This is a genomic window from Mucilaginibacter ginsenosidivorax, assembly GCF_007971525.1.
Classification (GTDB): domain Bacteria; phylum Bacteroidota; class Bacteroidia; order Sphingobacteriales; family Sphingobacteriaceae; genus Mucilaginibacter; species Mucilaginibacter ginsenosidivorax.
On the sequence record NZ_CP042437.1, the window covers coordinates 4,880,549 to 4,894,145 of the forward strand.

Genomic DNA, 13,597 nt, shown 5'->3' on the forward strand with positions numbered 1-13,597 from the left:
TTTTGTAATAATGACTATGGCGGCATCAAATAGTTTAATGGCTATTTAACTTTTAATCGCGGACGGAATTATTACAATGGGATATTCCCGTGTTTTTTTCTTGGATTATTGACCACTTTATTCTCCAGCATTTTAAAGGCGTGAATGAGTTTAAGGCGGGTTTCGGCCGGTTCAATTACTTCGTCAATAAATCCGCGTTCGGCAGCGCGATAAGGGTTGGCAAAGGTGTCTGAGTATAATTGCTCTTTTTCTTTCCATTTAGCCTCCTTGTCTTCGGCTGTGCTTATTTCCCGTTTAAAAATAATTTCGGCAGCGCCTTTGGCACCCATCACAGCAATCTCGGCCGATGGCCAGGCGTAGTTCATATCGGCACCTATGTGTTTGGAGTTCATCACATCGTAAGCGCCGCCATAGGCTTTACGCGTAATTACAGTAACACGCGGAACGGTGGCCTCGCAAAAAGCATAAAGTAGTTTGGCACCATTGGTAATAATGGCATTCCATTCCTGGTCGGTACCCGGTAAAAAGCCGGGTACATCTTCAAACACCAGCAAAGGTATATTGAAGCTATCGCAAAAGCGCACAAACCGGGCAGCCTTGGTCGAACTGTTAATGTCCAGCACCCCGGCCAAAAATGCTGGCTGGTTGGCAACAATACCTATACTGCGACCGGCAATGCGGGCAAAACCAACAACAATATTTTCGGCAAAATCTTTATGGATTTCCAGAAATGAGCCGGTATCAATTACATGATCAATAATTTCGCGGATATCATAGGGGGTCGATGCTATTTCGGGTAAAAGGGTATCTAATTCGGGGCGAAGCTCGTTTCCAATATCATAAGGCAGGGCAGGGGCCCTGTCCTCGCAATTTTGGGGCATATAGCTTAGCAGTTTTTTGATGTTTTGGATAGCCTCAATTTCGTTGGTACAGGCAAAATGGGTAACGCCCGATTTGGTGGCATGGGTTGTTGCGCCACCCAGTTCTTCGGATGTTACAATTTCATGGGTAACGGTTTTTACTACGTTAGGGCCGGTTACAAACATGTATGATGTATGCTCAACCATTAATATAAAATCGGTAATGGCGGGAGAGTATACCGCGCCGCCGGCACAGGGGCCCATAATTGCCGAAATTTGAGGCACCACACCCGATGCCATGGTGTTTTTATAGAATATATCGGCATAACCGCCTAAGGATACAACCCCTTCCTGGATGCGGGCACCGCCAGAATCATTAAGGCCTACAACAGGAGCACCGTTTTTGATAGCCAGGTCCATGATCTTCACAATCTTTTCGGCATGCGTTTCGGATAATGAGCCGCCAAAAACGGTAAAATCCTGCGAGAAAACATAAACCAATCGCCCGTTAACAGTGCCATAACCGGTTACAACGCCATCGCCCGGGTATTTTTCTTTCTCCATCCCAAAATCTGTAGAACGGTGCGAAACCAGCATACCAATCTCCTGGAACGAACCGTCGTCCATTAAAAAATGGAGCCGCTCGCGTGCCGTTAATTTCCCTTTTTTATGCTGACTTTCAATACGTACCGCGCCGCCGCCTTCAAATGCTTTTTGGCGTTTTTGTCTTAATACTCCAAGCTTTTTATCCACAATTCAGGTTGTTTGTAACATGCTAAAAATAGTAATTAAATTGTAAGATGTACATAAAACTGCTGTGACATGCTTTCGCACGATGGATTTTTGATTATATTTGTGACAATGAAGGTCAGGAAATTCAAAATACTGGTAGTTGCAATGTTTATGGGTGTCTTTATGTTAAAGATGGCCTTATCGCTTGCCCCTGTATTTTTATATCTTGACAGCAAGGCCGTAAGTGCCGTGATTTTGCAACTGGAGCAGGAATCAAAAGCCGAAAAGGATACGCCCGATAAGGATGTGTTTAAAGAGAAAAAGGTTTTTGATGAGTACGATTTACACAGTATTGATTTCATTACTTTTGTTGCCGAAACTAAAGTGCTCCACAACATGGAGCATGCCCTGTATATACAAACCTACCACCCGGTAGTGCCAACTCCCCCGCCCAACGTTTAAATGACTTAACCGGATATTTCCTATCCGGGCTGTAACGCTTTACAATTCATTTAAATTTTTATTCAAACACATTTCTTATGTCAATTAAGCAAGGTGGATTTGCCGTGGGCAATCTTAACCTACAAAAATACTTTTTGCCCAAAAACTTAAAACGCGATCTTCCGGCCAGTCTTGTTGTATTCCTGGTAGCCTTACCCTTATGTCTTGGTATAGCATTAGCATCTGGCGCGCCGTTATTTGCCGGTGTGCTTACCGGTATCATTGGCGGCGTGGTGGTAGGGTCGCTAAGCGGTTCGCAGCTTAGCGTGGCCGGCCCGGCGGCGGGTTTAACCGTTATTGTATTAAACGCTATAACCAGCCTTGGCGCATACGAAACATTTTTATTGGCGCTTGTGCTGGCGGGCATTTTCCAGATTTTGCTGGGGATTTTAAAGGCTGGAACTATAGCCAACTATTTTCCGTCGGCAGTAATTGAAGGGATGCTGGCCGCTATCGGCATTATCCTGATCATGAAACAGTTTCCGCATGCCGTAGGCTACGATGCTGATTTTGAAGGTGATGAGGGCTTTAACCAGGCCGATGAACACAATAGTTTTTCGGGCGTGCTGGGCGCATTAAGTAAAATTAATTATGGAGCAGTAATTATCAGCATAGTTTCATTGGCCTTGATGATATATTGGCCAAAATTCAAGAAAATGGCTATGGTGCCCGCGCCCTTGTTGGTTGTATTGGCGGGCATTGCCTTAAGCCTGGCATTTAAAAACACAGGTTTGGCGCTGCTTGATAAGCAATTTGTACACATACCTGTTGTAAACAGCAGCACGGAGTTTTTTGCCCTTTTTAAAACGGCCGATTTTAGCAGCATTGGCAATAAGCAGGTTTGGATAACCGCCTTTACAATTGCCGTGGTTGCCAGCCTTGAAACTTTGCTTAGTTTGGAAGCCGTTGATAAAATTGATCCTATTAAACGTATCTCGCCAACTAACCGCGAGCTTGTGGCACAGGGTATAGGCAACATTACCAGCGGCCTTTTAGGTGGTTTGCCAATGACGGCTGTTATTGTCCGGTCGTCGGCCAACGTTAATTCGGGCGCGCGTACCAAAACAAGCGCGGTTGTTCACGGGCTGCTTTTATTGATATCGTTGTTGTTTATCCCGGTATTAATCAATTTAATTCCGTTGTCCTGTCTGGCAGCCATCCTGCTTATGACAGGTTATAAGCTGGCGCGTATTGCCCTGTTTAAACACATGTGGCACCAGGGGCTAAGCCAGTTTATCCCGTTTGTGGTAACCATTGCAGCGGTTGTTTTAACCGATTTGTTGATAGGTGTTGGTATTGGCATGCTTGTGGGGATCTTTTACATATTGCGCACCAATTTGCGTAACCCGTATTTTTACCAGATTACTAAAAACGGCGATAAAAAGGTGATCAGGATTAAACTGGCCGAGGAGGTATCCTTTTTAAATAAAGCTGCCATACAAATTACGCTCACCAGCCTGCCAAGCGGAACAGATGTGATCATCGACGGATCCAACTCACGTTACATAGATCCGGATGTACTGGAGATTATCCACAATTATAAGCACAATGCCTATACCAAGGGCATCGTAGTGCAGCTACTTGAAATGAAGGAAAAGTACGATGTACCGCCTTTAAAAGAATTAATGTATAATCCTAATTAAAAAAGTTTTAAGTAATAAGTTCTAAGTTTTGAGTATTCCGGTGCGATTGTTTAATTAACCGCACGCTCATAATGCTCTACATAGATAAATTTAACAATTCAAAAAAGAAAAACATCATGGCACTTATAGAAAATAAAAAAAACGAAAAACCGGTAATTGATACCACTAATATAAAACTGGCCCAGGCCGATAGTTACAAAGCGCTTATTCGCGGTAATGCAGACTGGGTTGATAAAAAGCTAAAGGAAGACAGTAACTTTTTTACTAACCTGGCCAAAGGCCAGTCGCCACAGGTATTGTGGATAGGCTGCTCAGATAGTCGTGTACCCGCTAACGAGGTTACCGGTACCAAGGCAGGCGAAGTGTTTGTACACCGCAATATTGCCAACGTATGCGTACACTCGGATATGAATATGCTGAGCGTTCTGGATTATGCTGTTAACGTGCTTAAAGTAAAGCATGTGATAGTTGCCGGCCATTACGGTTGCGGCGGCGTTGCTGCGGCCATGAGCAACAAGCAGTTTGGCTTAATTGATAACTGGTTGCGCCACATTAAAGATGTGTACCGCCTGCACAGTCATGAGCTTGACCGCATTACAGACGAAACCCAAAAGCTAAACCGCTTAGTGGAATTGAATGTAAGTGAGCAGGTGTATAACCTGTGTAAGACATCCATTATTCAAAATGCCTGGATGGAGCGCCATGACCTGGAAGTACACGGCTGGGTGATAGATTTAGGTACCGGTTTGGTGAAGGATATTAAAGTGAGCAGCAGCAGCCCGCATAATTTGGGGTATGTGTATGAACTGGATAGCGTTGAAGCAGTGGCTTCACATTAATTTTTTGTTTGATTGAAATAGCCTCCCTTTGTTTGATTGGCAACTGGGGTTTATTATGTTTGATTAACCCCGGCTCATGAAAATGGCCGGGGTTTTTTAGTGCAGATACTTGTTTTACCTGTAGTTTTCGTAATCCAATAAATTTTATACTATTTTTAACCGTTGCTTATAAACAACGGCTACCTATGCTAAGGCAATCAAAAGAAGAGCGCACACTTAAACAAAATTTACTGCTGGCGTCATCAACGGCTTTTGTATCGGGCGTTACCAACGTGGCTGGTATGGTTGCGTTTTTGGCCTTTACATCCAATATTACTGGTCATGTGGCCAACCTGGCCAGGCATATTGTGGAGCAAAACTTCAGGGAAATTATTGTATTTGTAATTTGGCTGCTGCTGTTTTTTGCCGGTGCTTTTTTATCAAACTTCATTGTGCGTTCGCTGGAGTATAAAAGCAGGTACAAAGCGCATTCTACACCAATAATTATCGAGATCCTGCTGCTATTATTCGTAGCTGTATACGGACATAATTTTTATAAAGAGACTGACCTGGAGCGCGAAATAGTAATCGGTGTTATCATTTTTTGCATGGGTTTACAAAATAGCCTGGTCTCTACAATATCCGGAGGATTGATTAAATCAACTCATTTAACGGGCTTATTTACCGATTTAGGCGGCGATGTATCTGAATGGGTACACCCCAACGTTGAGAAAACAAAAGTTATCCGCAATAAGATTATCGTACGCTTAACTGTGCTTTCTTTTTATTTTATAGGGGCCATAGCCGGGGGATTTTTATTTAATCTTTACGATTTTGCAATTTTTTACTTCATTCCATTAATTTTGCTTACGATATTATATTATGATCTGTCGCCTGTAGCGCTGCACAAAATAACCCGTTTATTTTGGGCCGGTAAAAGGGGATCGATATAAAAACTACCAAACAATAATCTACGAAAAACTATGTGTGCCAAAAAATTATTACACGATACAAGCCATATTACCTACGAAAGCCTTTTAGAGGGTAACGAGCAATTTATTGCCGATGCTTTAGCCGAAGACCCTGAATATTTTAAAAAACTTGCCAATGGCCAAACACCACCGGTACTTTGGATAGGCTGCGCCGACAGCCGTGTACCGGCCAACCAGATAACCAACACATCGCCTGGCGAAATATTTGTGCACCGTAACATTGCCAATATGGTGGTACACTCAGATATGAATATGTTATCGGTACTGGATTATGCGGTGAATGTATTGAAAGTAAAACACGTTATTGTAACCGGCCATTACGGTTGCGGGGGGGTTATTGCAGCTATGAGTAACCATGAATTTGGTTTGATAGATAACTGGCTTCGCCACATTAAAGATGTTTACCGCCTGCATGCAGCGGAACTTGACGCAATTGAAAATGAGCAGGAACGCACCAACAGGCTGGTAGAGTTAAATGTAATTGAGAACGTTTATAACCTTTGCAAAACATCTATAGTACAAAATGCCTGGAAAAACGGGCAGCCACTGGCCGTACACGGCTGGGTATATAGCATAAGCACCGGCAAAATTAAAGATATGAAGGTAAGTACCAGCGATAACGCCAACCTGGGTGATGTGTTTAAGTTTGAGTAATATTATAGCCTCTATAAAATAACTTTAAACGAAAAGGGCTGTCACATTTTGCGACAGCCCTTTTCGTTTGAAAATAAATGATATACTTTTTTTGTGCTATGTTAATCACATAATGACCGATAGTTCTAAGTCAAAAAGAATAAATTTGACTTTTGACTCAAGACTAAGGACTTAACATTAGTCTACTTTACTCACTCTGCCCGATCCCATATATTTTGTTTCGCCGGTTGTGGCATTGCCCGAGTATAAAACACTGCCCGAACCGGCTATACGGGCCGACACGGTTTTATTGGCGATGATATTAACACTGCCCGAGCCGGCAATCCTGGCTTCTACAGTTTCGGTTTTTAGTTCCTTGCCGTTTACCTCGCCAGATCCGGCAATGTTTACATCAGCCATGCCGGTGCTTCCTTTAATATCGATAGAACCTGAACCGCTTAAACGCAAATCAAGGGTTGATGACTTAACCGCCGTTTTAACATTGCCCGATCCGCTCAGCGCAACCCTGGCATTTTCGCCGGTTACCATACCATCTACGGTCATATTGCCCGACCCGCTGTTGGCCAAATATTTTAACGTTTTGGCCGTAATATAAATATTGGCGCGTTGAATATTGTTGTGCTTGTTCCAATGGTCTTTAAATTCAACCTTTAGCACTCCGTTTTCTACTTCGGTTTTAATATCATTCACCACATCGGCGTCTACATCAAGCTTAATACTTTCTGTGCCGTCAATTTTTATAAATACATTGAACGGGCCGCCGCAGGCAATACCGGTATAGCCCGATACATTTCGTGTAACCACTTGCGCTGATGCATTAACAGCTATGAAAGCGGTAAGCAGCAATGCCATCCCAGAGAAGATAAGTTTTTTCATGATCATCTTTTTTGTTTATAAGACGCACCGGCCGGCTAAAACGTTGCATACAACTGGTTTTAATGCTTGATGGGATCCCAAAATGTGGGTAAATGGTAATCCCATAAAGAGTTAGGGCCGGTTGAAACACGTTGTTGGGCTGTTTTTAAGCTACCAGGTCAGCTTCGGCGCCAAAGGCCTGGTCGATGATTATTTTCCAGGTACCATCGGCCTGCTGCTGCATTACTTCGATGCCTTTGGCGGCCACTTTTACTTCGTCGCCATCGGTAATGCTCCACTCCGAGCGGCCAAGGGCGATACTTCCTGTTTGCAGGCAATACACGGTTTTAATTTCCATTTTTCCTTTGATGGATAAAATGGCTTTTATCGAATCTTCAAACTGTTGCCTGCCCGATACCGGCTTGTTGGGTTCGGGTACAATAATGCCGGTTACATCGTACATACTCATTACGGTGGCTACATCGCCTGTGTTAAAAGCAGCGGCCAGGGTTGCATGGGCATCTTCGGCCCTTTTTGGTAAGTTCATGGTTTATTAAATTTATAGGTGAATTAAAATGGTTAAATAATTGATAGAAAGTTTTTATCGCTGATGACTGCTGCTGCAATCCGGCTAACATTATCATAGGCTTTGTTAAAAAGAAACGGTCCCATGCTAACGCGTTTTACACCCAGCGAAGCCAGTGCTTCAAAATCGGGCAGTGCAGGCATGCACATGACGTTAACGGGCAAACCTGTAGCATTCACAACCGCCTTAATATCGTTACTATCGGTAATGCAGGGCACAAAAAAGCCGCTGGCACCCGCGTTTTCATAATTTTTTACGCGGATAAGTGTTTCGGACAATGCCGATGGCAGGCCCAGCAGGAAACCATCGGTACGGATGTTTAAAAACAGCTTTAAGTTGTTCCTGCTGATGTGGTTTGCCACTGCCGACAGCGCTTTTTGAAATTCATCAACAGGCTGCAAATACCGGCTGGTGCCGGCAATAGTATCTTCCAGGTTTATGCCAACCACACCTGCATCGTGCAGTTTGTCAATATTGGTAATAATACCCTCGATAGTGCGGCTGTAACCACCTTCCATATCTACCGAAAAGGGGATATGGACTATCTCAACAACCCGCTTGGCCAGTTGCAGCAGCACTTCAAATGGAAGGTTCTCGCCATCCTGGTAACCCATTGCATTTGATAGTGCCTGGCTGGAAACACCAATGGCCTGGTAACCACTAGCCTCAAAAATTTGTGCACTCTTTACATCCCAAATATTCCCTAAAATAAACGGGGTTGGGTTTTGGTGCAGTTGCGAAAATGTTTCGAAATTATTCATGTTGTACCTTTGTTTTAATTGTTGAAACAAAGGTATAGCGGCTGCAAATGCCGAAATTGTACAAACCGGAACGGTTTAAATTATTGCTGTAAAAGCTGGTTAACCGGGGTTATATTTTGCAGGTAGGCCGAGGGTGTAAAGCCTGTAAAAGATTTAAAATCGCGTATAAAATGCGACTGGTCAAAATACCCGCTATCATAAGCAATAGTGGTGAAAGGCTGCTCGTTTTTGGTGATGAGCTTCAGGCTGTACTGAAAACGGATGATTTTATTGAATGACGATGGCGACAAACCGGTATGCCGGTAAATTAATTTGTGCAGGTAACGCGGTGTAATGCCATATTTTGAGGCAATATTGCCCAGGTTATTTTCCGCGGGTTCTTTTTTTATGCTTGATAAAATATGAGCCACCCTGTCAATTCCCGATGCTCTTTTTTCGCTGTCCATCAGTCGTTGTACCAGGAAGTTTTCTATCAGGGTTATTCTTTTTAGCTGGTCTGTTGTTTCCAGCAGACGGGCATGGAGTGTTTTTGCAGGATTGCCAACAACATCCGCAAAGTCGGTTATCTGGTCATTAAAAATTCCGATTTCATCGTTAAAAAAATAAGCTGCCGAATGCGTAAAAAACTTAATGCCCAGCATGGTATGCCGTCCTTTCGATCGGATGGCCAGGGGTTTTGTAATTTGTCCCCATAGCTCAATGGGCGGTGTCTTCAGAAATTTATCATCAACCGACGATTCCCAGGTACCACTACCCAGGTTGAAAATAACTTCCATATCGCCGCTCGGAAATACAGTATCCTCAAATTCCGCGTCCGAATCTGATTCAAAAATATAGTAATGCCTTACATAAGGCTTTAAAATGTCCGATGGAAAAAAATGTTTAAATTCCATAATGAGCCCCCTCTAAATCTCCCCCGGTAGGGGAGACTTTACTTCAAGATAGATAAATTCAGAATCGAACATTAGCTCACTCCAATTAAAGTGTAAAAATTATTTTGAAAGTTTTACTAAATGTGAATTTACGATTCTTCTGTTACATCATCCACGATTTATTGTATTATTTGTGGCGGTCGCTGCTGAACGAATCGCGGAACATCTTCCAGCCCGCGGGAGTCTTCTTCCACAATACCAGGAATTTGCCTTCGTCAAACAGCTTATTGTTGGCATGGTATGATTTCCAAAGCCCTACTTCGGTCACGTAACGCTCGCCATCGCCAAATACATCAAGGGTAATAAATTTTCCGTTTCGTAGTCCTATTTTGTCATAGGCCATTTTAAAAAACTTAAGCGGTGCATCGGCCCCTTGCATGGCCGGCGCATTTGGCGGCATTATCCAGCAGTCTTTGGCATACCGGTTGATAAATATGGCCGGATCATTTTTAACAAAAGCCTGGAAATAAACACGGTTACTTTCGGCTATCGCTTTTTTAGCTTCGGACAGGTCTGGATTTTTACTTTTTTGTTGGGCATTAACGGCATAAAAAAATGACGACAAGGCCAGGGTAATAATAAGGGTGATTTTAAACATAACAACAATATTTAATGATGATACAAAGCTATTGTTGCCGCCGGTGACAAAATTGTACAAACCGGAACTGTTTGCTGTATTTACTGTTGTATTTGATAGCCTGAGTGGGAACCTGAGAGCGCGTAAGTGATAGCCGCGGATACTGGCCCGTGCCTAAGGCCTGCGGTGGGTATAGCACCGGGCGTGCAGTATGAGCAGATAGCACGGCCACCACTTCTACCAGTGGTGGAAACGCCCAAAAACGTAATTCATCTTAAAATAGTAACATTACCGGATAGCCTGGGCCTGCTGCTATCTTTGGTATCGATGATGTAATAATATACCCCGGCAGGTAATGTTTTGCCGCCGTACGTGCCATCCCAGGCTTTGGTATAACCGGTTGATTGCATCACCTTAAGCCCGTACCGGTTAAACACACTTACCAGGCAATCAGGAAAAAAAGAAAGGTTGGGTATATTCCAGGTATCGTTAACGCCATCGCCATTGGGGCTAAATGCGTTGACAACAGTTATAACAACAGGTGGCAAAATATTTACAACCAGCAAATTACTGGTAACGGGTGCTGTACAGGCATTGCTTGTTGTAATGGTACAGGTAACCACATCGCCATTATTAAAAGCGTTGCCGGTAAATGTACTTTGATTTAAGCCCATGTTAGTGCCGTTTACCTGCCATTGGTAGGTGGTAACGGCGGCGGGTTGTGCTGTTGCGGTAAACCTAACTGCGGTGCCTGCATATACTCCATTGGCAGATGCGGTTATAGTTACCGATGGTGACGGGTTAAGTGGCTTTATTACGTTGAGAGTGATGGTATTTGACTGGGCGGACAATGGCCCGGCACAGGTGCTGCTATTGGTGAGTGTACAAGTAACAACATCGCCATTGGCCAGTGTACTGCTTGAAAATGTAGTGCTATTGGTGCCCACAGCGCTGCCATTTACCTGCCAGGCATAAGTTGGACTTGTACCTGCGTTAGTAGGATTTGCAGTAAATAAAATAACCGTACCGTTGCAATTGGGATTATGCAGATCTGAGCTAATAGATATGGCTGGCTGTGACACGGCATTAACCGTTAAAACCTGGGTAAGCACCTCGCCATTACTGGTGGCCGTTATGGTTGATGTGCCTGCGGCAACCATGTGAACCTGGCCATTTACAATGGTTGCTACGGTGGGGTTACTGCTGGTATACGTAATTGGCTTCAGGCTGGTGGCTCCAGGGTCAAAATCATTGTCGCACGTTATTTTTGAAGATATAGCTCCAAATGCCAGCATCGGGCTAACGGTTAGTTCCCGGGTAACTGGCGTTGCGGCAATATTCAAAACATCACCTGCCTGCGATGCGGTAATGGTTGTGGTGCCTATACCTGTAATATGAATTAACCCATTAACAATGGTTGCTACCTGCGGGTTGCTACTGGTATAAGTTATAGGGAAAGCGGTAACATTGCTTTTTGCTACGGGAGCAAAATCGGCATCGTTAAGGTGCTTAACCGGCAGGGCCGCAAAGGCAATATACCCCTGCTGGTATACAACAAGCTGTCGCGATACCGGGGCGGCTGTGCTGTAATTGGCATTGCCCGCCTGGGTGGCGGTAATTGTTGTATAGCCCACGCCGGTAAGCAGTACATTGCCATCGGCGGTAATGGTTGCCACTGCAGGATTGCTGCTGGTAAAAATAATTGGTGTTTCGGGGTTAGTACTGGAAGCACTGGGTTTTATAATATTTTTAGCTGCCTGCGGCAGACCTGTAAAAGTGATAACTGATGGCTTAAGCGGCACATCGCTAACCTGGATATTTATAGTTGTACTGCTGCTGCCTCCCGCGTTATAACCCGTAACGGTATAATCGGTAGCGGGCGATGCTGCGGTTGGCGTACCGCTGATAATACCGGTTTTAGGGTCAAATACCAATCCCGGGGGCAGCTGTTTATCAATAGCATAACCGGTTAAGTTTATCTCTCTTACCAGGTAATTGCCAAAATCGGTTATAAATAGGTTGCCATTGAAATCAAAAGCCAGGCCAATGGGATAATTAAAAGTTGCGGCGCTACCAATACTATTTACACTACCAGGAGAACCGTTACCGGCAATGGTTGTTACCTGGCCAGCCGGGGTAATTTTCCGGATAGAATGATTTTTATAATCGGCCACATACAAATTACCCGGTGCATCAATTGCCAGCCCGGTAGGATAGTTAAAGGAGGCAGCAGTTTTTAACCCATCGGCATTGCCCATTGCCCCGCTACCGGCAACGGTTGTAACCGAGCCATCGGTTGCAATCTTCCTGATCATGTTATTTTTGGTATCGGCCACGTAAATATTGCCCTGTTTGTCAATTGCAAGACCATCCGGATTATTAAATGTAGCCGCCAGGCCGTTAGCGTTATTGGCACCTGCAACTCCACTACCGGCAAGTGTTTTAACTACCCCCGCAGGGCTAATCATCCGAATGCTGTTATTTTGCTGGTCGGCCACGTAAATATTGTCCGATGCATCAATCGTTATACCTCCTGGCGCGTTAAATGAAGCAGCGTTACCGGTGCCATCACTTTTGCCGGCGTTGCCGCTGCCTGCAAAAACCGACGATACGCCCGCCGGGGTAATTTTAAGAATCTTATTGGTATTAAAATCGGTAACGTAAATATTGCCCTTGCTATCAAGCGCCAATCCCGATGGCGAGTTGGTGTTGGCAATAGTGTGCACATTAGCCGCAGACGATATTTTACGAATGCCGCCACTGCCAAAATCCGAAACGTAAATGTTGCCTGTAGCATCGGTACTAATACCCGAGGGCAGGTTAAAGCCAGCATCGGTTCCCTGCGAATCGTAAGTAACCGGGGCCCGCCCGCCGGCAAATGTACTTACCTGCCCGTAGATTGCTGCAGGCACCACGCCGCCTGTGTTGACAGGCGTTAATGATGGTATAATAGTATTGGTAATGTAAACCTGCGGACTTTGATATTTAATATTTGGCGCCAATACTGTTGGTGTTGCATTCACTTTAAGCTGCCTGTTGCCAATTGCCGCCACCTTGCCTAATGCAAATGAAGGTACGGCCTGCACACTATCCTTATAAATTTGAAATACGGCGTTGACTTTTGCAGGTGACTGCGCAAAAGCGCCGACAGAAAAAATGATATGAATTAAAAGCCATAAAAAACAGGTATATCTTTTATTCATACTTTGCTGAAGGCCTGCTTATTGTTATAAAAATTGGATGGCACCAAAATATGGGTTTTTGCCTAATAATGGTAACAAGTTTAACGAAAGCTCAGGGTAAATGCATCTAACTGGGTTAACATAACTTAACACATTTTACTTGTATTTTTTACAATATCTTTATAATCAATATTTTATCATGGTTAACACTAATTAACACCGCAATTTAGGCGTGTCCCAATATTTGTGCCTGTTGGAGACCAGTGCAGGCCTATTTGATACCTGGATAATTTAACCACAATAAGCCAATAAAAAAAGGTGTGGTTTGATGCTTATATCTTCCCGACGGTATAAGCTTATTCTGTTAGCTAATATTAATAACAGCTTATCTCCATTGGCTATTTAGATCTGTTTGCCATGACCGAAAGCTAAATTTTATTTGTTCCTCGTCCTTTTGATAACATGATCTGAAAAAAACAGCGACGCGCTAAAAATTTGACCGTT

12 protein-coding genes are annotated in these 13,597 nt (G+C 43.9%); 5 read left to right on the forward strand and 7 right to left on the reverse strand.

Annotated elements, in window-relative coordinates; genetic code table 11:
* Positions 1-71 precede the first annotated feature (71 nt).
* The gene (locus FSB76_RS20445) at positions 72-1,613 is read right to left on the reverse strand and encodes an acyl-CoA carboxylase subunit beta (RefSeq protein ID WP_147056598.1); all 1,542 of its coding nucleotides are present in this window, start codon (positions 1,611-1,613) and stop codon (positions 72-74) included.
* A 108-nt stretch (positions 1,614-1,721) separates the two neighbouring features.
* On the opposite strand from FSB76_RS20445, the gene FSB76_RS20450 reads away from it, so the two are divergent.
* The 5 genes from FSB76_RS20450 to can all read left to right on the forward strand — a co-directional run bounded on the left by FSB76_RS20450 (position 1,722) and on the right by can (position 6,200).
* The gene (locus FSB76_RS20450) at positions 1,722-2,054 is read left to right on the forward strand and encodes a hypothetical protein (protein ID WP_147056600.1); all 333 of its coding nucleotides are present in this window, start codon (positions 1,722-1,724) and stop codon (positions 2,052-2,054) included.
* Between the two features lie 77 nt (positions 2,055-2,131).
* Positions 2,132-3,736 carry a SulP family inorganic anion transporter gene (locus FSB76_RS20455; protein WP_147056602.1) on the forward strand — a complete coding sequence of 535 codons (1,605 nt, stop codon included), beginning with the start codon at positions 2,132-2,134 and terminating at the stop codon, positions 3,734-3,736.
* 116 nt (positions 3,737-3,852) lie between these two features.
* The gene (locus FSB76_RS20460) at positions 3,853-4,575 is read left to right on the forward strand and encodes a carbonic anhydrase (RefSeq protein ID WP_147056604.1); all 723 of its coding nucleotides are present in this window, start codon (positions 3,853-3,855) and stop codon (positions 4,573-4,575) included.
* A 185-nt stretch (positions 4,576-4,760) separates the two neighbouring features.
* Positions 4,761-5,507, forward strand: coding sequence for a YoaK family protein (locus tag FSB76_RS20465; RefSeq protein ID WP_147056606.1), 747 nt, complete (start codon positions 4,761-4,763; stop codon positions 5,505-5,507).
* A gap of 30 nt (positions 5,508-5,537) precedes the next feature.
* Positions 5,538-6,200: a carbonate dehydratase gene (gene can / locus FSB76_RS20470; RefSeq protein ID WP_147056608.1), complete on the forward strand. Its 663-nt coding sequence runs from the start codon at positions 5,538-5,540 to the stop codon at positions 6,198-6,200.
* Positions 6,201-6,377: 177 nt separating this feature from the next.
* Here can and FSB76_RS20475 read toward each other — a convergent pair whose 3' ends face one another.
* The 6 genes from FSB76_RS20475 to FSB76_RS20500 form a co-directional block, all read right to left on the reverse strand.
* Positions 6,378-7,076: a head GIN domain-containing protein gene (locus FSB76_RS20475; RefSeq protein ID WP_158642944.1), complete on the reverse strand. Its 699-nt coding sequence runs from the start codon at positions 7,074-7,076 to the stop codon at positions 6,378-6,380.
* Positions 7,077-7,221: 145 nt separating this feature from the next.
* Positions 7,222-7,602 carry a YybH family protein gene (locus tag FSB76_RS20480; RefSeq protein ID WP_147056612.1) on the reverse strand — a complete coding sequence of 127 codons (381 nt, stop codon included), beginning with the start codon at positions 7,600-7,602 and terminating at the stop codon, positions 7,222-7,224.
* 32 nt (positions 7,603-7,634) lie between these two features.
* The gene (locus tag FSB76_RS20485; protein ID WP_147056614.1) at positions 7,635-8,402 is read right to left on the reverse strand and encodes an isocitrate lyase/PEP mutase family protein; all 768 of its coding nucleotides are present in this window, start codon (positions 8,400-8,402) and stop codon (positions 7,635-7,637) included.
* 80 nt (positions 8,403-8,482) lie between these two features.
* Positions 8,483-9,295, reverse strand: a complete 813-nt coding sequence (locus FSB76_RS20490) for a helix-turn-helix domain-containing protein (protein ID WP_147056616.1) — start codon at positions 9,293-9,295, stop codon at positions 8,483-8,485.
* Positions 9,296-9,461: 166 nt separating this feature from the next.
* Positions 9,462-9,932, reverse strand: a complete 471-nt coding sequence (locus tag FSB76_RS20495) for a YybH family protein (protein ID WP_147056618.1) — start codon at positions 9,930-9,932, stop codon at positions 9,462-9,464.
* 248 nt (positions 9,933-10,180) lie between these two features.
* On the reverse strand, positions 10,181-13,114 hold the full coding sequence (locus tag FSB76_RS20500) for a T9SS type B sorting domain-containing protein (protein ID WP_147056620.1): 2,934 nt from the start codon (positions 13,112-13,114) through the stop codon (positions 10,181-10,183).
* Between the last annotated feature and the right edge of the window lie 483 nt (positions 13,115-13,597).